General features: G+C 37.2%; 21 protein-coding genes and 1 pseudogene. 10 read left to right on the forward strand and 12 right to left on the reverse strand.

Features of this window, described 5'->3' with window-relative positions; all coding sequences use genetic code 11:
- Positions 1-19: 19 nt before the first annotated feature.
- The 4 genes from A3Q34_RS11275 (at position 20) to A3Q34_RS11290 (ending at position 4,277) form a co-directional block, all read left to right on the forward strand.
- Positions 20-1,159, forward strand: coding sequence for an S-(hydroxymethyl)glutathione dehydrogenase/class III alcohol dehydrogenase (locus A3Q34_RS11275; RefSeq protein ID WP_070375453.1), 1,140 nt, complete (start codon positions 20-22; stop codon positions 1,157-1,159).
- Between the two features lie 31 nt (positions 1,160-1,190).
- On the forward strand, positions 1,191-2,036 hold the full coding sequence (fghA, locus tag A3Q34_RS11280) for an S-formylglutathione hydrolase (protein WP_197517578.1): 846 nt from the start codon (positions 1,191-1,193) through the stop codon (positions 2,034-2,036).
- Complete coding sequence (locus A3Q34_RS11285; protein ID WP_070375455.1) at positions 2,036-2,608, forward strand: HutD/Ves family protein; 573 nt, start codon at positions 2,036-2,038, stop codon at positions 2,606-2,608. Before fghA ends, A3Q34_RS11285 begins: the two co-directional genes overlap by 1 nt.
- A 127-nt stretch (positions 2,609-2,735) precedes the next feature.
- Positions 2,736-4,277, forward strand: a complete 1,542-nt coding sequence (locus A3Q34_RS11290; RefSeq protein ID WP_070375456.1) for a S10 family peptidase — start codon at positions 2,736-2,738, stop codon at positions 4,275-4,277.
- Between the two features lie 63 nt (positions 4,278-4,340).
- On the opposite strand, the gene A3Q34_RS11295 is transcribed toward A3Q34_RS11290, so the two are convergent.
- From A3Q34_RS11295 to A3Q34_RS11315, 5 genes are all read right to left on the reverse strand, one after another.
- Positions 4,341-4,928 carry a DUF4252 domain-containing protein gene (locus A3Q34_RS11295; RefSeq protein ID WP_070375457.1) on the reverse strand — a complete coding sequence of 196 codons (588 nt, stop codon included), beginning with the start codon at positions 4,926-4,928 and terminating at the stop codon, positions 4,341-4,343.
- A 10-nt stretch (positions 4,929-4,938) separates the two neighbouring features.
- Positions 4,939-5,481, reverse strand: a complete 543-nt coding sequence (locus A3Q34_RS11300) for a DUF4252 domain-containing protein (RefSeq protein WP_070375458.1) — start codon at positions 5,479-5,481, stop codon at positions 4,939-4,941.
- Positions 5,478-6,029: a hypothetical protein gene (locus tag A3Q34_RS11305; RefSeq protein WP_070375459.1), complete on the reverse strand. Its 552-nt coding sequence runs from the start codon at positions 6,027-6,029 to the stop codon at positions 5,478-5,480. Before A3Q34_RS11305 ends, A3Q34_RS11300 begins: the two co-directional genes overlap by 4 nt.
- Positions 6,022-6,519: an RNA polymerase sigma factor gene (locus tag A3Q34_RS11310; protein ID WP_070375460.1), complete on the reverse strand. Its 498-nt coding sequence runs from the start codon at positions 6,517-6,519 to the stop codon at positions 6,022-6,024. The genes A3Q34_RS11305 and A3Q34_RS11310 overlap by 8 nt, the downstream gene beginning before the upstream one ends.
- A gap of 893 nt (positions 6,520-7,412) precedes the next feature.
- Positions 7,413-8,339, reverse strand: a complete 927-nt coding sequence (locus tag A3Q34_RS11315; RefSeq protein WP_070375461.1) for a LysR family transcriptional regulator — start codon at positions 8,337-8,339, stop codon at positions 7,413-7,415.
- Positions 8,340-8,454: 115 nt separating this feature from the next.
- Here A3Q34_RS11315 and A3Q34_RS11320 point away from each other — a divergent pair, with 115 nt between their 5' ends.
- From A3Q34_RS11320 to A3Q34_RS11330, 3 genes are all read left to right on the forward strand, one after another.
- Positions 8,455-9,096 carry a LysE family translocator gene (locus A3Q34_RS11320; RefSeq protein WP_070375462.1) on the forward strand — a complete coding sequence of 214 codons (642 nt, stop codon included), beginning with the start codon at positions 8,455-8,457 and terminating at the stop codon, positions 9,094-9,096.
- 468 nt (positions 9,097-9,564) lie between these two features.
- Complete coding sequence (locus A3Q34_RS11325) at positions 9,565-10,260, forward strand: PEP-CTERM sorting domain-containing protein (protein ID WP_231907342.1); 696 nt, start codon at positions 9,565-9,567, stop codon at positions 10,258-10,260.
- Positions 10,261-10,544: 284 nt separating this feature from the next.
- Positions 10,545-12,797: a hypothetical protein gene (locus tag A3Q34_RS11330; RefSeq protein ID WP_070375464.1), complete on the forward strand. Its 2,253-nt coding sequence runs from the start codon at positions 10,545-10,547 to the stop codon at positions 12,795-12,797.
- Positions 12,798-13,306: 509 nt separating this feature from the next.
- Here A3Q34_RS11330 and A3Q34_RS20910 read toward each other — a convergent pair.
- The 5 genes and pseudogenes from A3Q34_RS20910 to A3Q34_RS11350 form a co-directional block, all read right to left on the reverse strand.
- Positions 13,307-13,399 (reverse strand): annotated as a pseudogene (locus tag A3Q34_RS20910) (MYG1 family protein); the annotation flags it as partial.
- A gap of 123 nt (positions 13,400-13,522) precedes the next feature.
- Complete coding sequence (locus A3Q34_RS11335) at positions 13,523-14,407, reverse strand: MYG1 family protein (RefSeq protein WP_070375465.1); 885 nt, start codon at positions 14,405-14,407, stop codon at positions 13,523-13,525.
- Between the two features lie 267 nt (positions 14,408-14,674).
- On the reverse strand, positions 14,675-14,872 hold the full coding sequence (locus tag A3Q34_RS11340; RefSeq protein WP_070375466.1) for a CPXCG motif-containing cysteine-rich protein: 198 nt from the start codon (positions 14,870-14,872) through the stop codon (positions 14,675-14,677).
- 133 nt (positions 14,873-15,005) lie between these two features.
- Positions 15,006-15,377 carry a VOC family protein gene (locus tag A3Q34_RS11345; RefSeq protein WP_070375467.1) on the reverse strand — a complete coding sequence of 124 codons (372 nt, stop codon included), beginning with the start codon at positions 15,375-15,377 and terminating at the stop codon, positions 15,006-15,008.
- 171 nt (positions 15,378-15,548) lie between these two features.
- Complete coding sequence (locus tag A3Q34_RS11350) at positions 15,549-16,307, reverse strand: substrate-binding periplasmic protein (RefSeq protein WP_070375468.1); 759 nt, start codon at positions 16,305-16,307, stop codon at positions 15,549-15,551.
- 338 nt (positions 16,308-16,645) lie between these two features.
- Here A3Q34_RS11350 and A3Q34_RS11355 point away from each other — a divergent pair, with 338 nt between their 5' ends.
- Positions 16,646-16,909, forward strand: a complete 264-nt coding sequence (locus A3Q34_RS11355) for a hypothetical protein (protein ID WP_070375469.1) — start codon at positions 16,646-16,648, stop codon at positions 16,907-16,909.
- Positions 16,910-17,163: 254 nt separating this feature from the next.
- Here A3Q34_RS11355 and A3Q34_RS11360 read toward each other — a convergent pair whose 3' ends face one another.
- Positions 17,164-17,352 (reverse strand): YgaP family membrane protein, encoded by a 189-nt coding sequence (locus A3Q34_RS11360; RefSeq protein WP_070375470.1) that lies wholly within the window; start codon positions 17,350-17,352, stop codon positions 17,164-17,166.
- Positions 17,353-17,430: 78 nt separating this feature from the next.
- On the opposite strand from A3Q34_RS11360, the gene A3Q34_RS11365 reads away from it, so the two are divergent.
- On the forward strand, positions 17,431-17,871 hold the full coding sequence (locus tag A3Q34_RS11365) for an alpha/beta hydrolase family protein (RefSeq protein ID WP_070375471.1): 441 nt from the start codon (positions 17,431-17,433) through the stop codon (positions 17,869-17,871).
- A gap of 40 nt (positions 17,872-17,911) precedes the next feature.
- Positions 17,912-18,715: a formyl transferase gene (locus A3Q34_RS11370; RefSeq protein ID WP_070375472.1), complete on the forward strand. Its 804-nt coding sequence runs from the start codon at positions 17,912-17,914 to the stop codon at positions 18,713-18,715.
- A gap of 110 nt (positions 18,716-18,825) precedes the next feature.
- Here A3Q34_RS11370 and A3Q34_RS11375 read toward each other — a convergent pair whose 3' ends face one another.
- Complete coding sequence (locus A3Q34_RS11375) at positions 18,826-21,201, reverse strand: S8 family serine peptidase (protein ID WP_070375473.1); 2,376 nt, start codon at positions 21,199-21,201, stop codon at positions 18,826-18,828.
- Positions 21,202-21,341: the final 140 nt, after the last annotated feature.

Consider the following 21,341-nt stretch of genomic DNA (forward strand, 5'->3'; position numbering starts at 1 on the left):
ATGTAATCAGGTAATTCATATGTCAGCAGTTACGCAAAAAACAAACACCATCAAATCTAAAGCCGCAATTGCTTGGGGGCCAAATAAACCCTTAACAATTGAAGAAATTGATGTAGAACTTCCCAAAAAAGGTGAAGTTCTCGTTAAAATTATCGCTTCAGGCGTTTGTCATACCGATGCTTTCACGCTTTCAGGTGAAGATCCTGAAGGAATATTTCCAGTGATTTTAGGGCATGAAGGTGGCGGGATTGTTGAACAAATAGGTGAGGGTGTCACCAGTGTTGCGGTTGGCGATCATGTTATTCCTTTATACACACCCGAATGTGGTGAGTGTAAATTCTGTAAATCAGGTAAAACCAACCTGTGTCAAAAAATTCGCGAAACCCAAGGTAAAGGCTTAATGCCTGATGGCACCTCGAGATTTTCATTAAACGGTAAAGCTATATTTCATTATATGGGCTGTTCTACTTTCTCTGAATATACCGTTTTACCTGAAATATCTTTAGCCAAAGTGAACCCTAAAGCACCGCTTGAAGAAGTGTGCTTATTGGGTTGTGGGGTAACTACGGGCATGGGCGCAGTCATGAATACGGCGAAAGTTGAAGTAGGCGATACCGTGGCTATTTTTGGTTTAGGTGGTATTGGCTTGTCGGCTATTATTGGCGCTGCTATGGCGAAAGCAAGCCGCATTATTGCGATTGATATCAACGAAAGTAAATTTGAGTTAGCCAAAAAACTGGGTGCAACAGACTGTATTAATCCCAAAGATTACGACAAACCTATTCAAGACGTTATTGTTGAATTAACCGATGGCGGTGTTGATTACTCTTTTGAATGTATCGGTAATGTTAATGTGATGCGTTCGGCCTTAGAGTGTTGTCATAAAGGCTGGGGTGAGTCTATTATTATTGGTGTTGCTGGCGCAGGGCAAGAGATTTCAACCCGCCCATTTCAACTGGTTACCGGTCGAGTATGGCGTGGTACTGCCTTTGGTGGTGTAAAAGGTCGTAGCGAGTTACCTGAATATGTTGAACGCTATCTTGCCGGTGAATTTGCTTTAAACGACTTTATTACCCATACCATGTCGTTAGAAAAAATTAATGAGGCCTTTGAATTAATGCATGAAGGTAAGAGCATTCGTAGTGTTATTCATTTTTAAACATCCATAAATATCTAAAAGTTGAACCATAATGTTAGAGAAAATTAGCAGTAATAAAATGTTTGGTGGCGTTCAAGAGCATTTTCAACACCATGCTGAAAGTCTAAAATGTCCGATGCGTTTCGCTATTTATTTACCTGAAGGTGCCAGTAAGCATTCACCAGTGCCGGTTTTATATTGGCTTTCAGGACTGACCTGTACCGATGAAAACTTTGTACACAAATCAGGGGGGCAGCGTATGGCATCGGCACTCGGTATAGCCATTGTTTGCCCAGATACCAGCCCGCGTGGAGTCGGTGTTGCCGACGATGAAAACCAGTCTTACGATCTAGGATTAGGTGCGGGCTTCTATATAAATGCCACCGAGAAACCTTGGTCGACTCATTATAAAATGTATGATTATATTGTTAATGAATTGCCAGCGTTAATTGCAGAAAACTTCCCTGTATCGAGTAAAAAATCAATCAGTGGTCATTCAATGGGTGGGCATGGCGCGTTAACTATAGCGCTAAAAAATCCTGATAAATATTGTTCGGTATCTGCCTTTAGCCCCATCGCTAATCCAATTAATAGCCCTTGGGGACAAAAAGCGTTTAGTGCTTATTTAGGGAATGATAAAGCTTTATGGCAGCAACATGATGCAAGCGTGTTGATGAAAGCAAGTACACAGCATATACCGGCATTGGTTGATCAAGGTTTAGCCGATGACTTTTTGCAAGAGCAACTTCAGCCAGAATCATTGATTTCAGCGGCGCTGAGTAATAACTACCCGCTAATACTTAACCAACATCAGGGATATGATCACAGTTACTTTTTTATCGCCAGTTTTATTGAAAGTCACTTATGTTTTCATGCGAAACATTTGGGGCAATCTTAATGTTTACGGTTATTTCACCTGAACATTTTAAGACTATCCCATGGAAAAATGGCCAAGGTGAAACTATTGAATTAGCGATTAATGACGGTGGTACTTTAGCTGACTTTATTTGGCGCTTGAGTATGGCGAATGTTGTTGAAGATGGGGGCTTTTCTGATTTTTCAGGTTATCAGCGTAATCTCATTCTCATTGCCGGTAAGGGTATTAATTTACAACACGATAATCGTAAAACTGATCAGTTGAATAATATCCTTGATGTCGCCAATTTTGATGGGGGTTGTCGAACCGTTGGACGTTTACCTGCTGGCGAAATTACCGATTTTAATATTATTACAGATAAAGAAAAGTGCTCGGCCGTTGTGAAAACCTTGCTAGCTCGACAAACAGTTGAACTTAAAGCTGCAGACTTATGCTTTGTTTACAGTTTGTCGGGTGCATTCCAGTTAACGTCATACCAAAATCACCAAATAATAAAGGCAGGGCATTTATTGAAATTGAATACCCTTAAAGCAGGGGAGATGACGATTACCGGTCAAAAGCTGATCGTGGTTTACTTAACGCTAAATACCTAGGCAAAATTTAGTGACAGCAGGTGTTTATCGCTGAAAAGAGTCATTTAAACTTTTATTTCAGCGATAATATTTTTTCTGTTTTAGAGTATGGACATATTAATAAAAATCCACTGCACAGGACGTTAAAATGAAAGCACACCATTTAGTCAAAATATTCGCCTTGTTGCTGATATTCTCACCGTTTGCTAATGCTGAGAATACTGCTGACAATAGCCGTAAGTTACCTATCGACGAAAGCTCAACCACAAAACATAGTACCAAGGTTAATGGTAAAAAATTCGACTACACTGCCACTACAGGTACTCAACCCGTATGGGACAGTGAGGGTAATCCAACCGCTAGTTTATTTTATACTTACTACCAGCGCAGTAATGTTAAGAATAAAGGCGCCCGACCTTTATTAATTTCTTTTAACGGTGGCCCAGGTTCAGCATCGGTTTGGATGCATGTTGCCTACACCGGACCACGTGTTTTAAATGTTGATGACGAAGGATATCCATTGCAGCCTTACGGTGTTAAGACCAATGACTATTCAATTTTAGATGTTGCCGATATAGTTTTTGTTAATCCAGTTAATACGGGTTATTCACGAGTTTTACCCGACAAAGAGGGCAAGATGCCTTCGAAAGAGCAACAAAAATCGATGTTTTTTGGTGTCAATGCCGACATCAAATATCTAGCAGACTGGGTAAATACTTTTGTGACCCGGAATGAGCGCTGGCGTTCACCAAAATATTTAATCGGTGAAAGTTACGGTACTACCCGTGTTTCAGGCTTAGCGTTAGAACTACAATCACGTCAGTGGATGTATCTAAATGGCGTGATTCTTGTGTCGCCAACCGATATTGGCATTAAGCGCGACGGACCGGTAAAGGCCGCAAATCGCCTACCTTATTTTGCAGCTGCTGCCTGGTATCACCAAGCACTAAAGAGCGATTTACAGCAAAAAGACTTATTAGATATTTTGCCTGAAGTTGAAAAGTTTACTATTGAGCAATACATACCCGCACTCGCTAAAGGTGGCTTTATTAGCAAAGCAGAAAAACAGGCGATAGCTGAAAAGGTCTCTTATTATTCAGGACTTTCGGTCACTGAAGTATTACGCAGTAATTTAGATATTAGCGCTTCCTATTTTTGGAAAGAACTATTACGTGACCGTGAGCAAACAATTGGTCGTTTAGATTCACGCTACTTAGGTATTGACGAGAAAACAACCGGTTCACGTCCTGACTACAATGCGGAATTAACGTCATGGTTACACAGTTTCACGCCCGCCATTAATTACTATTTACGTGAAGAGTTAAACTATAAAACAGACATTAAATATAATATGTTTGGTGATGTACATCCGTGGGATCGCACTAACAATAATACCGGTAAAAACTTACGTTTAGCGATGGCACAAAACCCTTATTTAAATGTCATGTTCCAAGCAGGTTACTACGATGGTGCGACTAACTATTTTGATGCTAAGTACACTATGTGGCAGTTAGATCAAAGTGGTAAAATGCAAGACCGTTTGTCTTTTAAAGGCTACCGCAGTGGTCATATGATGTACCTTCGCTATGAAGATTTAAAAGCGGCGAATGATGATATCCGTCAATTTATTAAAGCGTCTTTACCTGATAATAAACAAGCCGCTAAATACAAAGCTGCTTCGCCACGATAAATTATCTTAGCACTTAAAAGCAAGCCGATTAAGTTATCATTTATAACTTAATCGGCTAATATGTTATTCCTCTTCATCTACTTCTTTAAATCTTTTTGCCGCATCATTTTTCTTATAAACCTGCTCCATAATAGGTTCAAAAGAGTTAGGGTGGATATTACCAATAATATTGACAAATACCGCCTCATTATCTGAAAGTGACAGTACAACTAAACCATCAATTACTTCACCGTTTGACTTGATGAACATCAGTGAGTAATCAGTTGATTCATCATCATTCATTCTCACTACATGTTGCCAACCATCGGCACGTAAATTAGCTTGAGTTTCAATGAAATTATCTTTAAACAACTCACTGTTTTTTTCAACATTATAAACACTTATACGAACACCATCTACGTCATCCAATAAAGCATCAATTTCTGGGTCTTCATCAGCATCAATAACCCAACGTGCTGTGCCAATAGCTAATGGACCTAAAGACAAGTTTATTTCGCTGTCAGCTTGCCACCAATAAGGTGATTCAATATCGGCATAGCCAGCATGACTGTGAAGTCCCCCTGCGGTAATGCCACAACCGGTTAAGAAAAAGCTTGCTGCAACTGCTAATAGCAAGGTCACTTTCTTTAAAAAATAGTGAGATAGTTTCATGGTTTACTCGTTATTTTAAGTCAATATCAATGTTAAGTGATTTGGTTACTTTATTAATTTGTGCCGGGTCTATTTCACCAACAATGTTAATAAATACCGCTTCACGACCGTCTTTATCACTTTTATTGTTAATAACCATAACGACTAAACCATCCATAAGGTCATCTGTGATTTTGGTGAATACTCGTACCTTTTCATCTTCTTCATTGACCGAGACAATAGGTAACCAGTTTTTAGATTGAATATCTTTGCTGACTTTTGCGATTAAATCTATTGCCGGTTGATCGCTACCTTTCATATTATAGATTTGTACACGAACGGCTTTTAATTTGCTGATTAATTCTGATGCTTCTGGATCAGACAGATTAATTTTGCTAATAAAACCTAACATGGTTTTATTTAAATTAACCATCACTTTAGGTTCACCATAAACTGAGTTAAGACTGGCAAAGTCTACATAACCTCGCTCTTTGGTAATGTCGTCGGCAAAAGCTGAACTGCTCATTAATAATGATGAACTAAAGAAAATAAGTGCTGATAATAATTTTTTCATGATGTTTCCTTAAAATGATTAAGTGGTTTAAATAAACCTTGGTTCAATGGTTGTTGTATATTTTCGTCAAATGTTTGCTTTATTTGCTCTGTTGATATTTTTTTAGCGAATGATATATATTGCAAAGCGATTGCTAACTCTTGCTCAGCATGTTGTATTTCTGCCAGTGATGGATGTTTATTTATAGGATCACTTAGTATATTGGTGTTGAGTAAAGCGATAGCGGTAACGGTTGCGGCTAGCGCACTAAGTTTTTTCCAGCTAGGTGTAAAGTAACCAAAAATCACATGACTGCTTTTTTCAGTTTTGCTAATGCCCTGTAACTTGTTTTTCAAATCGGCTGATAAAGGCTGCAAACCTATGTCATTTAAATGTTTTTCAATATGTAACGCTGTTTCCAACTCAGCAATTTGTTGGTTACTAAGTTGTTCATTAGTTGATTCACTGCTCTCGGACAATACTCTTGCTAGCACACGGGTGTCAGCTGAAAGGTCATTGTTCGCTAAAAAATCATCTAATGGTTTCTGCCATGATTCTTTATTATTCATGGGTATACCCCTTTAAATTATTTCGCAATTCACGTCGTGCACGATGTAAATAGACTTTTACTTGGCTGGTGGTTAAGTTAAGTGATTTCGCCGCAATACTTTGGCTGTTTTGTTGTACATCACATAACATAATCAACGAACTATAGGGTTCTTTTAAACAAGCAATCGCCTCACTTAACCAACGACTTAATTGTTGGTGCTGTAAATTCCCTGCCGGTTCTTCATGTTTTTGTGTCACTTGATGCTCTTCTTCAACTTGGCTGAATTCCTTACGCTTACGCAATTTATCAATACAAGCATTACGGGTTACCGTAGATAGCCAAGCCGATACTTTTTCAACATCTACTTGTTGGATGTTATTCCATAAACGCGTAAAAACATCTTGTGTAATATCTTCCGCTTCATGTTTATCACGTAAAATATACAAAGCTAACGAATAGATTCGTTGCTGATGTTGTTCGAGTATTTTATTAAATTTATTTCCTTTCATAGTTATAATTACGCACTACTTTGCGAAAGGTTACAAATTAAGTATCTTATTTTTAATTTATTATTAAAAAGAGTCGCCAAAGTGATTGGTATGATAAGGAGATTCAATATAACTAATAGGGTAGGGTTTCTTGAAATAAATTGGTTAATCAATGTGTTATCGTTAAAAAATGAATCTGTGGATAAAGTGATATTAAGTTAAAAAATTTTTATGAATAAGCTTAATTGAGACGATTAAAGACAATTTTTAGTGATGGCCATTATAATTGCGACAGGTGATTTTTATATTTTATTGAATTTTAGGCATAAAAAAACCGATGAAAACAAGTTCATCGGCTGGATAGCTTTGGGGAAGCTAAAATATAAAATTATTACAACAGGTGCTCACTAAAAGAGAACAGAAACATTATAGAGTAACAACTCTATAAGTGTAAAGTAAAAAGTGAAGTAATTACTCAGTTTTTTGTTTTTTTCGGTTTTTGTTGCTTTTAGTGGTTAATCATCACCACCGAATTTAGAATACAATTTCATGGTGCTATCGGTCACGAAGATGTGCTGAGTGATTATTGCGATCATCAGCAATTAAAGCGACGACATAATTTAAGCCATTGCAATAAACTCTTTGCTTGAAGACATTAAAAACAGGTGTAAATTATTAATCCATGATTTTGGAGAAATAGCCTTGCCAAAAAATTGTTATTTTGGGAGCAAATTGACAACATCTTCCTTTAACACACGAATATATTGTCAAATATCTCTTATAGCTGAGGACTCCATAAATGTTGAAGTTTATTTGTCATCTATTTAGCTTTTTAACATGAGTGTCATATTAATTGCTTTTTGATTTTTAAAGTGAGTGTCTTTAAATTACTTTTAAATTAATGGTTTAATGCCTCACGAGTGGGGCTGTATTTCTTGTAATTTTTGCTTCATAAAATCGATAAAAATGCGGTTCTTATTGGGTAAATATTTACTTTGTACATACTGCAAACAAATATCACCTTGGTAATTGCCTTGTAACCGCCAATCTTCCAAAAGTGGAATGAGCTTGCCACTGCTAATGCCCTGTTGTGCGATATAATCAGGCAGAGAGCCAATACCAAAGCCTTGTTCAATAGCGTCTCGACGCATTTCACTGTGGTTAAGTAAATATGAACCAGTGACTTGTACGCTTGTTTGTTGATTTTTTTGACTAAATCGCCACCGGCTATCTGACATGTTTTCACCTAAGCAAAGGCAGGGTAAATTTTTTAAATCGTCGGGGTGTGTTGGTAGCGGATGGTTAGCTAGAAAATCAGGACTGGCACATAACACTTGTTCACTGCGAGCAATTTTAACGTTGACCAAAGCTTCAATCGGGTTGTCATTGATATGAATTAAGAAATCAACACCGTCATGAATAGGATCTAAAATCCGGTCAGTTACTTTTAAATGCAATTGAATATCAGGGTAGCACTTTAAAAACTCGACAAAGAGTGGCCGCAATACTCGATTGGCAAGTGATTTTGGTGCCGCCACCCTCAACAATCCACTAACCGTTGATGTTGTCGAGCTACTGGCATTAACGGCTTGCTCTGCTGACTCCATCATTTGTTTACAATAATTAAAGGTTAATGTTCCTGGCTCTGTTAACGCTAGTTGCCGTGTAGTGCGTTGTAATAGTTTTATGCCTAAAGCATCTTCTAATCGGCTAATTTGGCGACTTACCGCTGAGGGGGTTACCCCAAGTTTGATTGCCGCTTTACTAAAGTTGCCCTGCTCAACGACAGTTACCAAAATAGCCATATCAGACAATAAGGGGATTAGTTTATTTGTGTCCATCAAGCACAAGTCCTTTTACAAATAGGTGTATTGTTTTAAATTTCTCATATATTAACATAGCTGCACAGTAACAAGTGAGTTGCTATGAGACTATTTTAAATGATGAGAGAGAAATATGGAGTTGTTAATAAGTACTTACATGACAGAAATTATTGCGGTAAGCACCATCGCTATTTTTATGGCTATGTTGCCTGGTGCTGATTTTGTCATGGTGACTCGCACGAGTATCTATAATGGCCGTTTATCGGGGTTATATATGAGTTTAGGTATGTGTTTATCAGTTTGTATACATGCTAGCTATTCGATTGCAGGATTAGCGGTTGTGATTGCAAACTCCGCCTGGTTATTTGCGACAATCAAATATTTAGGAGCGGCTTACCTTATTTATATTGCCTGGCAGTTATTAACAACACGTGATCTGTTAAATAATGATCACAACAATCAAACAGCAGCAATGTCGCCTTTTAACGCGATGCGTCGAGGCTTTACCTGCAACATCTTAAATCCGAAAACATCTATCTTCTTCTTAAGTATTTTTACGCAAGTTGTTTCTGTAGATACTCCGCTAATAATGCAAGTAAGTTATGGGATAATTATTATGTTGGCTCATTTTATTTGGTACAGCGGTGTGGCGTTATTGTTATCACACCCTAATATAATGCCTCGTTTCAATCGTCACAAACACAAAATAGATAAAGTCGCAGGATTCATATTGATGATAATTGCTATAAAGCTCATTTTAATGAACGCTGTTTAAGTAAAAATTTCTCAGGCGTTTATTTAGGTCTGCCAACTTATATCAGCTTTTCAGTGATTTACCCTCGCAGTAATTTCGCTGGCAACCATAGGTTTGGTCATGCCGTAATCTTGAGCTAAATTACATCGCTTTTCTATAAGAGCTGCGCGATGTTCTATCGTTTCTTTGGCCTCACTTTACGTTTGAATGATTTAGCTAAGCCATCATCGTGATGAACTTTTTTATTGCTAAATGAAGCTTAATGACTGTTATTTTAAATAATACAATGAATTCAACTGGTTGATGAGATGGGTGTGTCAGATTTATTTACATATTTACTCTAATGTTATTTTTTGTTTTATATAACCAATTGAAATATATCCTATTTAATTTGTTGGCCTGTTATTTGCTTTGCTGGGGTATGATTATTGTTTTAATAATTATCTCCCAGATTTAATTGAAATAAATTTAAAGGCACAAAAAATGAAAATGAATTTTTTACCATTAGTACTATTAACAACTGCTCTTACTTTACTTACGACTACCGCCAGCGCAAGTTTAATTCTTGGCACAGGAACTGAGGCATTAGTGGGTGGTGATTTAACTGATCCAGAGAATGACGGTCTTGCTAATTCGAATGTAAACTATAATGCAATGTTTCGTTCTAGTATAGAACCTGCCTTTGGCAATGGAGAGAGTGCATTTAATGTATTTGATAACATTTTATCATCTGGTAACGCCAAGTGGTGTTGCGATGGTGGTAATGTATGGGTAGAAGCTGATTTTGGTACAAATCGTTACATTCTTGATAAATTCACACTTTCTTCTGCAAATGATGTTCCTAACAGAGATTCCGATCAGTGGAGTATCTTAGGCTCAAATGACGGAATCAACTATACGTCTATTTATTCTTATGACGTAGCAGGAAGCTCTATTTGGGGGGCAACACGCTTTGAAGTTATTCAGTTTTCAAATGCTGATGATTATAACGTTAATACGGCATATAGTATTTTCCGTTACCAATCAACTTCGGTTGTAAGCGGCAATAATCACCAATTAGGTGAAATTGAGTTTTTTGGTACTGCTGCTGTTAATGATTCTGCTGTTAATGTTCCTGAACCAACTACCCTGGCAATTTTTGCGTTAGGTCTAATTGGCTTAGCGTCGCGTCGCTTTAAGAGCTAACTATAATAGTGTAAACGTTCTTAGTTATATAAAAACATCAATTGTAATGATTGGTGTTTTTTTGCTTTTGTAGGTTCAGTTAAGTTTGTTCTAACTTAACTAATGTCTTTTTATTATTACAATTATAGTTACTGATAACTATTTACACTTTGCAGGCGTTCTTTTTGTGTAATATTTTATATTAAGCAAATTGGCTTATTAAACCTCTCAAGTTTGATTTAAGTCATTAATAGCATTACATTGATTATACATGGCTAAAAAATAAACATATTTATGGATTAAATGTGGCTGAATCTTTGATATCAGAACTGAAAAGGCGAAATGTTTTCAAGGTTGGGATTGCCTACCTTGTACTTGCTTGGGTTGTTGTTCAAATCACGTCAATTGCTGTTCCGGCATTACACTTGCCTAATTGGATAAATACTGCGGTATTTTTTTTTGGTCTTATTGGTTTTCCTTTTGCCCTTTTTTTTGCTTGGGCGTTTGAAATAACTCCCGACGGTATCAAGCTTGAATCCGCCATATCATCTGGAGATTCTACTGCTGCTCTTACAGGTCGTAAATTAGATTTTATCATTATTGGCCTTATGGCAATTGCCTTGATTTACTTTATTTATGAGAGTCGTTTTCAATCACCAACGGCTTTAGTCTTGCCAACAGAACAAGCTGAAGTTATTGCCCAAGTTTCCATCAAAGTTAATGCAAATAATCCATTAATATCAGAGCCAAAGGGTACCTCGATTGCTGTACTTCCTTTTGTAAATATGTCTTCTGATAAAGAACAAGAATACTTTTCAGATGGTATTTCAGAAGAAATATTAAATGTATTAGCAAAAATACCGAAACTACAAGTAACCTCTCGTTCATCGGCGTTTGCCTATAAAGATACTAAGATTAATATTTCGGAAGTTGCTAAAATCTTAGGTGTAAAAAACGTACTCGAAGGCAGCGTGAGAAAGTCAGGTGTAAGAGTGCGCATAACTGCTCAGCTCATCAATGCTGAAACAGATAAGCACTTGTGGTCTGAGTCATATGATCGCGAGCTTGATGACATCTTTCAAGTACAAGATGAAATATCAGCAGAAATTGTCGATGCACTGAAGGAAACCTTAGGCATATCATTAGTTAAGACAGTATCTTCTGCGCAAACGATCAACCCTAAAGCTTATGATTTATATCTGCAAGGCCTAAGGGGACTTCATACCTATACCTTTGAAAGTTTAGATAATGCCGCTGCTGCTCTTGAGTTAGCAACAGACATTGCCCCCGAATTTTTGATGGCGCGCATTAAGCTGGCAGAAACATATGCTCGTCAAATTATTACGGGTAGTCGCTTTGATTGGCTAATGCTTGATAAGGCAGAAGCGCTAATTAAAGAAGTTCTTAGCATTAATCCAAACTCTGCTGAAGCTTATTTTGTTCGGTCATTAATTATAAAAACAGATCGTAAGTTACGTAATCAGTATGCAAAAGAAGCTTATCGGCTAAATCCTAATAATGTCGATATCATCATAAGGCACGCACAATCAAATGGTGCTGAAATGGGAGAAGATAACGCCAGGGCTTTATTTAAGAGGGCTCAAAAAGTTGACCCACTTAATGCTGATTTACCGTATTTTTTTGCAGTATATTTAGTACAAACATTACAAAAATATTCAGAAGCGGAACAAACGCTTAAGCAAGCTATTAAGGTTAACCCGAAGAATACCTTTTATCCTTTTTATTTAGGACAAATATATGCACAGCATATGGGGCAAATTGTTGATGCTATTAAGCTCGCTGAAAATGGTGCAAGGTTAGACCCTAACGACCCTTATTTTCCTCAAGCACTTTCGATCTACTATTTATCTTTGGGATCTGCTCTTAAGTCTCTTGAATATGCAGAAAAGGCAATGTCAATTAATGCCAATAACGCTGAAATTATCAATCAAAAAGTGAACAGTCTTATTTACCTTGGGCAAACCGCTAAAGCATTAATACTCATTAACGATACCGTAGCCGATGCTAATACGGTATATCCCAGTAAACAACTGAAAGAGCGCTTCATTACTGGTGCCGTATACTTATTACTCAAGCAGAAAAAGTTTGCCGATGCAGAGGCATTGATTAATCTACATATCCCGGGGATAAATGAATGGGTTAATCAACCACCCCCCGCAACATTGAATGCTATAGAAAATGTAAATGGCATTTTGCTACTTGCCTGTGTTTATAAAGCACAAGGTCAGTTAGCCAAAGTTGAAAAGCTTGTTGAGAGAGTAAAGGGACGAGATGAGTCTTTTTATCTTACAGGTCAAGCACGCTTGTTGGGTATTGAATACATGAACCTTGCTATTAGTAGCTCACTCGAAAATAACGATGAGCAGACCATTAAGTACCTCGAAGCTGCCATTGATAATGGTTATTTATATAATTGGCGTGCTAACTTATTACAATCACCTTATTTTATCGATCTAGCGCAACAGCCAAGGTTTACGGCATTAATAGGACGATTAGAAACTGAAATGCTAAAACAAATAGCGGTACTTAAGCAATAGTTAAGATTTTGATATAACGATATTTATACTCTTGTCTGTATAGCGTGCAGTATTTCTATAGTTAAATCATAAGTTTTGTGGCAGAACGTTTGGTTTATGGCTGATATCACTAAGGCGAAATCAGCCATATAATCGCCATGTGATTTTTACAGTGCGAATAATGCGATTTTTTATTCTTCTTGCAAAGCAATAGCAGCCATTTTCATAGTACTTTCAAAAGTCTCTGCTCCGGCTATAAACAGGCTATTTAAGCTACAAAACATTTGGTTTTTCTATTCTTCTTCTTCTTCTTCTTCTTCTTCTTGCAATGCAATAGCGGCCATTTTCATAGTACTTTCAAAAGTTTCTGCTCCGGCTATAAACAGGCTATTTAAGCTACAAAACATTTGGTTTTTCTATTATTCTTCTTGCAATGCAATAGCAGCCATTTTCATAGTACTTTCAAAAGTCTCTGCTCCGGCTATAAACAGGCTATTTACGCTACAAAACATTTGGTTTTTCTATTGTTGTTATTCTTCTTGCAATGCGATAGCAGCCATTTTCATAGTACTTTCAAAAGTCTCTGCTCCGGCTATGAACAGGCTATTTAAGCTACAAAACATTTGGTTTTTCTATTGTTATTCTTCTTGCAATGCAATAGCAGCCATTTTCATAGTACTTTCAAAAGTCTCAGCTCCGGCTATGAACAGGCTATTTAAGCTACAAAACATTTGGTTTTTCTATTGTTATTCTTCTTGCAATGCAATAGCAGCCATTTTCATAGTACTTTCAAAAGTCTCAGCTCCGGCTATGAACAGGCCATTATGACAGAACATTGCATCGTCAATACCGGTTACGGCTTTTAGCGCATCATCAGATAAGCCAGCCCATGCTTGAGGTAGTGATTTTCTATCTTCGAATGAACCCGGTTCAACAGGCACTGTTTGAATTCTCCAAGGACCAGAGCCAGAAGGATAAACCATATATAAAGCTTGTGCAGACAGAGCATGAACGGTTCTTTTCCATGGCGTATATTTATCTAAAACAATCACTCTTGGGTCTTCTGCATTCTCAATCGCTTTAGCGACAATTTCTTTTGCACTAATTCCGCCATTTGCAGAGGCAATAAACCGTGTCAAAATACGTGTCGCAAACTCAACCGCCTCATCAAAACAGCTATCAAAGTGATTATCTTCTTGCCAAGTAGGGTTGAACATTGAAATCGTTTGGCTAAGGCTAATACCTTGGTTTATACCTTTAGAAGCGCCTTCTGTATAGCCACAATCAATAGCGTCAATTGTTGAAACTAGCCCTGCATCAACAGCGTTTGCAACGTCTTGGTTACCCTGACATATTTCTAAGCCATATTTCTGCCAAACCAAGCCAAATGAAGAATAAGGAATTCCATTTTCGCGCTCACCGGCACCACCACGCTGATGGTGATCGAATCGACCTGCATCTGCGTTATATTCACCACCAACATCAATAACAAGATCTGCTTTACCGATAACCTCTAAATTGCGCGTGCGTATGAGGTTAAAGTTAGGAAAAATGTGTTTAAGAGCAGCGATACTAAATACGTCATCTGCATGAAAATTACCGTTGTGAGTTGCTATAGTTATATCATTCATTTTTTATATCATTTTAGAAAGGAATAAGAAGATGTTGCTAGTTAACTTCACTATTTTGACTGGCCGACTTGGGACAACGTCAAGGTGTAGAAATTATAAGGCAGATTCTATACGAAGATAGCTCACAAAAATAGTGGGCTTTTAATAATGCTAGTTTTCAATAGCTGTGCAAAAATCAATAAAGAACAATAAAATCTTTGTTAATAATGTTGATTGAATCTGCGTTTAGCTAAGGGGCAAACGGTAGGGGGATTTTCTAAATTGGGATTAAAACGCATCATCTTCGCTGTAAACATTAACATCAAGATCACCGTCCATGCTTTCTGAAACTAAAAAAATTATCGGTTTACAGCAAACTTGGCAATCTTCAATATACTGCTGGTCTACGTCGGCTGAATCGATGAGTACTTTAATTGTTTCGCCACAATAAGGACATCCTATGCGCTTTTTAGTCAATTGATTCAATTGTTACGTTTTCCTATAATTGTCAGCAATATAATCATTTATTATCGAGAATTATTTTAAATGATAGGTGGGAAAGGTGTCATGATAAAGTCATATTCAAGCATAACGCAAGGCTATGCCTGAATACTGGTAATTAACCAAAATGATTAAAAACGATTTTGTTACCATCTAAATCACGAAAGTAAGCACCATAAAATACGTCGGGTATACGCTGCCCTGGTTCTCCATCACAAGTCGCACCTAAGGCAATGGCTTTATGATACATTTCATCACACTGCTCTTTTGAGCCCGGTGCAATAGCAAGCATATTGCCGTTGCCACAGTTTTGAGGCGCTTCGTTATAAGGTACACAAATAGCGAGCATAGGCTCTTTCATACTTTTACCAATAAATATAATGCGCTCCATTTTTATTAACGTTTTAGCGCCTATAGGTGCCAAGAGTTCATTATAAAAGGCTTCTGATTTTTCTAAATCGGTTACACCGATGGTGGCATAGCTAAGCATATCTATTCCTTTTTAATTATGATTAAGGTGATTCATTTTAAGTAGAATGTTAACTACAACAGGTTAGCCAAATCATGTCAATAACGCTTGTTTATTCAGATATTACGCTATGGATTTATAACTCGTACAATATGATGAATATTAGCTGTTTTTAACAATGTGACTAACTATTTATTGGTATTTAGCAATAATTTTATCAATGCTTTTATTATCAATCATTTGTTGTAATGCTTTATTTAATCTTGGTAAAAGTTCAAGTTTTGTTGGGTGTACACGCATCATAACTTCTACCGAGCTCACCACGTCTCCAACGACAATATCACTTAAAGTTGGAAGGTGTCTTTTCATATATTGTATTGAGGATTTACTGATAAAAATTTGGTCAATGCGTTCAGCCAACAATTGCTTAATGAGTAAACTTTCTGATTTATTTAATACCTTGTTGATGTCATTATTGGTAAAGGATGCCTCAAACCTAGGATAAGTGAAGCCTCTAACTATGCCTACTTTGTGTCCAAATAAATCTCTTGGTCCTTTTACTTCAAATTGATCACCAGAGCGAAAAACAATCACTTCCTCAACACGTTCATAGGCAATGGAATACAAACCTATTTCTTTTGAATTACTGCGCCAAATAGGGTTAATTCCGGGTTCAATATCAACACGGCCAAGGTCAAATTCAAGCATAGCTCTAGCGGCCGGCATTTTAACCATTACAAAGGTATCGCCGGTAATTTCTCCTATTTGGTGAAACATGTCGGCAAATATGCCTGATATTGTAGCCTTGCCTTGTTGATCTATTGTAGAGATATTGTGTGGAGGATTGGCAGGATCGTAAGAAATTACCTTATAGGTATCAGCGATGAGTGGCCATGATGTGATAAGAAGGATATTAATAAAGCATAACTTTATTTTACAACGTAGAGTCATTTTACTTTCTTTTCAATCGGTGATCTTACAATAAACATAGCAGAATATAGGTGGTTAAGGGAATAAATCTCATAGTGAAATTATAAATATTTAATGGGTTTGAATCCTGCTAAGTTTGTGGTGCTATGGCAGACAGCTTAATCGTTATAAGGTGAACTGATTGAACTGTATCGCCAAAGTGATACTGCGAAATAATAGTAATCTTCGCTAAAGCTTAGCTAATATAGCCATATTTTCAAGTTGTCGTTTTTTAAGTGATTGAAATAATGATAAAATATATAAGGAATAAACTTTGCAAGATAGCATTTTTATTTAATGAATAATGAGACAACCTAACCATGAATATAAACCTTTGGGTATTTTTAAGTATCGCTGTGATTTTTTTAGTGAGTTTTTTAATTATTTTGGTATTAAGTACCAATAAAAAGAAAATAAAAGAATTAGAAGTAGAAGCGTTGAAATTAGAAAAAGCTAATTTAGAAACAGAAGTCGCGGCAGCGGTTAATAAAACACTGGGTGACCAATTAAGTCGAATAGAGGTATTGGAAGCTATCGTTACCGATAAAAACTACAACCTAAACGAAAAAATAACTCGATTATAAATAGTAATCCTATTAATTTTTTCTAATACATTAATAGTATGAAATATTGATGTATTAGCGGTTAATACAGACTACCAGCAGATAAAAATAGGCGATCAGCTAATCGCCATAGAAGGATGCAAAATTTCTGGCTGTCGGCACACTAAACTAAAGCATTAATGAATAAGTCCAAAGGGCAGTGATTACACTTTATACTCCTTAATACCGATGGTTCAGAATATTCGACGAGTTTGTTGCTAGAATAAAGTGTTTGGTTAATCTTTTAGGCCTATTTTTTTTAATAAGACCATCATTGGGCACCATTTAGTAAATGATGACTGTATTAAGTTGACCGCAATAAAAGCAGTAAACCATAACCAGTTTATTGATAATGTTACGGTTAAAATAAGTGAAATAAGTATCATCGTGCCCGCTATTAGTCTTAATGCATCGTTCTTAGTCATAGTAACTCCGTGATATTGGTATGGTTAAATTAGTATTACAGTAGATTATATTAGGTTTTATTAAATTAGCAAATACTAATGTATGTTGTTGGCGCAAGTTATGGTGGTTATGCGGCGGCCATGGCAGCGGTAAAAACACCTGACTTATTTAGGTGCGCCGTCAGTTTTGCCGGAGTGAGCGACCTTCGAAATATTGTTTTTAAGAGTCGTTACTACACTAATAAGAAATTTGTAGAACACCAAATGGGTAAAGATGTTGACAACTTAATTGCCCGTTCACCCTTTTATCAGGCCAAGCGAATTAATATACCTATGTTATTACTCCATGGTGCCAGCGATACCGTGGTTAATGTTCGTCAAAGCCAAAGATTTTACCAAAAGCTATTAGACTTAAATAAGCCAGTTGAATATATTGAATTGGCAGACGGCGACCACTATTTGTCTATTCAGCGTAATCGACACAAAGCTTTTACAGCCATTGACGAATTTTTTAAACAACATTTAGTCAGCCCAAAGTGATGATGTATTCTTAATATAAAATAGGCAAAAGAGCTTAATTATGAAAATTTTATTTTTGGCTAATAAAGATTTAGCGAGTAATTTTGCACTGAATAAACTGCTACCAGAGGTCTGTAAACACCATGACGTTCATCTGTGGTTATCAGAAAAAGTAGGCAAAAGCAGTGTGATACCAACGCCATTAAAGACGCTGAAGTTTTTCGAGCAAGACTTGTTTAACCAATTGCTAAGTCCGCTAATTCCTAATACTAAAAGTAATAACAATACCTATAAAAATTTTGATGGCTTTAGTGTCTTTTTAAATTCAGCGATTCGAGACGTCAAGCAAATTAATTCGCCTGAGATAATTAATGATTTGAAAGAGTTAGCGCCTGAACTTATTGTTTCGATACGCTTTGGTGGCATTCTAAAAGAAAAGGTTATTAATATTCCTACCAAAGGCATTATTAATCTGCATTCTGGCATATTACCTAAGTATAAAGGCGTGATGGCGACGTTTTGGGCAATGAAAAATAACGACAATAAAGTAGGTACTACACTGCACACCATTGACGATGGTTCGATAGATACAGGAAAAATAATCAAGACTTCTACCGCACTAGTTAATAGAGAGAAATCTTATTTATGGCATGTGCTTGAGCTTTATAAGCAAGGTGCAACCGATATATTAGCGGCTATTGAAACACTTGAAAATGACGAATTACTTTGTTCTCAGCCACAAGAAAAGAGTGCTAGCTATTTTACCTTTCCAAATGAAAATGAATGTCTAGACTTTGAACGAAGTGGTTTTAAAATCATTGATGAACAAGAGTACATTGAATTTATGCAACAATATTACTTGTAAGTATAAATTTTAGTTTGACTAATATGTTGTTGTAAATAAAAAGGGGGGAGCATTAATAATGCTCCCCCCTTTAGTCTTTACCATTAATATAATCGCTAATTTATGACGTTCTAAGGATTATAAACAACATCCAAGCTTACGCCACTAGCAGCTGAATAGCCGTAAATACCGATATGCCAAGTGTCTGCTACAGGGCTGGTAAATGAACAGGCTTCATTATTGCCACCTTTATACGGGCGACAATCATAAGTTGATGATGTTGGCTGTGCGCCACGTCGAATATATAAATCAGCATCACCAGTACCACCACTCATTGTGAAGTCTAATGTTGCCATGCCAGCTGGTACGTCAATGGTGTAATAAGTCCATGCTTGACGAGCGACACTAATATCCGTTAAAGATGCACTGCCACCGGTTGCTCCGCCACCTGTTGTAGGTTCGGTAAAGCTACCTGTTAAATTAACACCAGAGAAAGCAGAGTAGGCAACAACCTTCACATAATAAGTGCCCGCTTGTGCCGTACTAATAGGACAACTTTCACTATTACCACCAGCATAAGGACGACAGTCATAGCTACTACTTGTAGGTGCTGAACCAAATTTAACGTATAAATCAGCATCACCTGTTCCACCAGCCATATTAAATGTTAGGTCTGTTGCACCCGCTGGAACTTCCATTGTAAAGCTAAGTTCAGTACTTGAAGCTAAGCCAGATTTGGTCGTGCCATTACTTAATACATCATCACCAGTTGGTGGCGGTGGTGGTGTTACGCTACCACCACAAGTTGCAGCTAATGCATCAGACGCTGCTTTTGCTTGTACTAAGCCAAAACCTGTCTTGTCATCGCGGCCAGCAACATTAAGATCAATAGCCGTTGATTTTAATGCACTTCGAACTTCGTCAGCGCTACAATCAATATTATTACTCCAAACAATCGCTGCAACACCTGTTACATGAGGCGTAGCCATTGAAGTACCGTTGTAATAAGCATAGTTTTGAGAGCCGTTAACCGTTAACGTCGCTGCACTGCCTAACTGCGTCAATAATTGCTGACCCAACGCACGACTAACCGAAACACTGGGCACTGAAACAGCGTTAGTAGAATCAACTAAGAATGGATTTTGTAAACCAGGACGAGTACTGTCACTATAAACAATAACACCAGAGGCACCTGCATCAGCACAAGCTTTAGCTGGGTTTATTTCAGGGTAATTACTGCCTTTTTGGTTGTCATTACGTTCTGCTAAACAAATATTACCAGCAACATTACTACAGCTGTAGCTACTTCCTGAAAGTGTACAACTTGCTAAAACACCGTTTGCACTGCTATTAACATTACTTACGACGAAGCTACCACCACTTTCAATGTAATGAGTTTGTGGCACAATATCATTAGCATAAGTTGCTGAACCTAAGTTAATAAAACCTAAGCGACCATCGCCAGCAACGGTTGATAAAACCGCTTCACCAGGCGCAGAAATTTCAACTTGCGGTGTGTATTGAGAAAACTCAGCATGTTGATTGTTGCTATCAAGTGCGCCAACAGCCATAACAGCGTCATAAGAAGCAGGGTAAGATAATGTGGTATTGCCATCATTACCTGAAGCGGCAACTAATAATACGCCAGAATCAGCAGCGGCTTGTAATGCGTTTTTCTCAGTAACACTTGAACCTGCACCACCTAAACTCATGTTAATAACTTTTGCGCCATTATTTACACAAGTATCAACTGCATCACTTAACTCGCCAACATAACCCCAACCCGCTTCATTAAATACTTTAACAATATGCAGATTTACATTGGTGTTTGGCATAATACCAACAACACCTTCACTGTTATTAACACCAGCAATAGTACCTGCTACGTGAGTACCGTGAGACCCCCCGTTTTGATACCAATTTCCAGTACCTGAGTTATTGGTACCTGAAGCATTGTTAGCATTTAAATCAGGATTTGCCTGTTCATAACCAGAATCAATAATACATACGGTCATATTTGCGCCGTCGTTATCAGTTAATTGGTCTGATTGTGTTTGTGCTATACCCCAAGGTTGATTTTGCGCCATTAAAAAGCGTTTGTAATCAGGCTCAATGAACTCAATTGATGAGTCCTTTTTCATGCGGTTGATCATGGTTTTCACATCTTTAATGTTCTTTTCTTTACCAAAAGAAATAATGTGATGACCATTTTTCAAAATCTTTTCGTGTTTTAACGATAAGCCTGCTTTTTTCGCTAATCCTGGAGGGATTGCTTTTCCGTTTTTCTTGTTTTTATATTTAACAATTAAACGATCAGTAAAATCCTGCTTTTCGAGCATTTGTTGTGCACGCCAATCAGCAAAACTTAATGTTGTTGATTGGGCAGATTCCATTCCGCTTTTATTTACTTTATTAATTTTAGCTTGGCTCGCATAACTTGCCGCGCTAGTTACGGTTAGAATAGATAAGGCTACTGCACTGAGTGCAAGGCGTTTGTTATTTCTCATCTGATATAAACTCCATCGTTTATTTTTACGTTTAATTTGAACGTTTGCCTAGGCTACCTTCAACGTATTTTATTATGTATTGCTTTAATGGGTGAAAACCCACTCCAAAAATAATGGCTTGTTTGCGATTTTTTAACTAG

The sequence above is a fragment of the Colwellia sp. PAMC 20917 genome (genome assembly GCF_001767295.1).
In the GTDB taxonomy this organism is placed as follows: domain Bacteria; phylum Pseudomonadota; class Gammaproteobacteria; order Enterobacterales; family Alteromonadaceae; genus Colwellia_A.

Bases quoted from the DNA above. Each gene is read 5' to 3' on its own strand.
- A3Q34_RS11275 (WP_070375453.1), top strand. From the start codon at position 20: ATGTCAGCAGTTACGCAAAAAACAAACACCATCAAATCTAAAGCCGCA.
- fghA (WP_197517578.1), top strand. From the start codon at position 1,191: ATGTTAGAGAAAATTAGCAGTAATAAAATGTTTGGTGGCGTTCAAGAG.
- A3Q34_RS11285 (WP_070375455.1), top strand. From the start codon at position 2,036: ATGTTTACGGTTATTTCACCTGAACATTTTAAGACTATCCCATGGAAA.
- A3Q34_RS11290 (WP_070375456.1), top strand. From the start codon at position 2,736: ATGAAAGCACACCATTTAGTCAAAATATTCGCCTTGTTGCTGATATTC.
- A3Q34_RS11295 (WP_070375457.1), bottom strand. From the start codon at position 4,928: ATGAAACTATCTCACTATTTTTTAAAGAAAGTGACCTTGCTATTAGCA.
- A3Q34_RS11300 (WP_070375458.1), bottom strand. From the start codon at position 5,481: ATGAAAAAATTATTATCAGCACTTATTTTCTTTAGTTCATCATTATTA.
- A3Q34_RS11305 (WP_070375459.1), bottom strand. From the start codon at position 6,029: ATGAATAATAAAGAATCATGGCAGAAACCATTAGATGATTTTTTAGCG.
- A3Q34_RS11310 (WP_070375460.1), bottom strand. From the start codon at position 6,519: ATGAAAGGAAATAAATTTAATAAAATACTCGAACAACATCAGCAACGA.
- A3Q34_RS11315 (WP_070375461.1), bottom strand. From the start codon at position 8,339: ATGGACACAAATAAACTAATCCCCTTATTGTCTGATATGGCTATTTTG.
- A3Q34_RS11320 (WP_070375462.1), top strand. From the start codon at position 8,455: ATGGAGTTGTTAATAAGTACTTACATGACAGAAATTATTGCGGTAAGC.
- A3Q34_RS11325 (WP_231907342.1), top strand. From the start codon at position 9,565: ATGAATTTTTTACCATTAGTACTATTAACAACTGCTCTTACTTTACTT.
- A3Q34_RS11335 (WP_070375465.1), bottom strand. From the start codon at position 14,407: ATGAATGATATAACTATAGCAACTCACAACGGTAATTTTCATGCAGAT.
- A3Q34_RS11345 (WP_070375467.1), bottom strand. From the start codon at position 15,377: ATGCTTAGCTATGCCACCATCGGTGTAACCGATTTAGAAAAATCAGAA.
- A3Q34_RS11350 (WP_070375468.1), bottom strand. From the start codon at position 16,307: ATGACTCTACGTTGTAAAATAAAGTTATGCTTTATTAATATCCTTCTT.
- A3Q34_RS11355 (WP_070375469.1), top strand. From the start codon at position 16,646: ATGAATATAAACCTTTGGGTATTTTTAAGTATCGCTGTGATTTTTTTA.
- A3Q34_RS11360 (WP_070375470.1), bottom strand. From the start codon at position 17,352: ATGACTAAGAACGATGCATTAAGACTAATAGCGGGCACGATGATACTT.
- A3Q34_RS11365 (WP_070375471.1), top strand. From the start codon at position 17,431: ATGTATGTTGTTGGCGCAAGTTATGGTGGTTATGCGGCGGCCATGGCA.
- A3Q34_RS11370 (WP_070375472.1), top strand. From the start codon at position 17,912: ATGAAAATTTTATTTTTGGCTAATAAAGATTTAGCGAGTAATTTTGCA.
- A3Q34_RS11375 (WP_070375473.1), bottom strand. From the start codon at position 21,201: ATGAGAAATAACAAACGCCTTGCACTCAGTGCAGTAGCCTTATCTATT.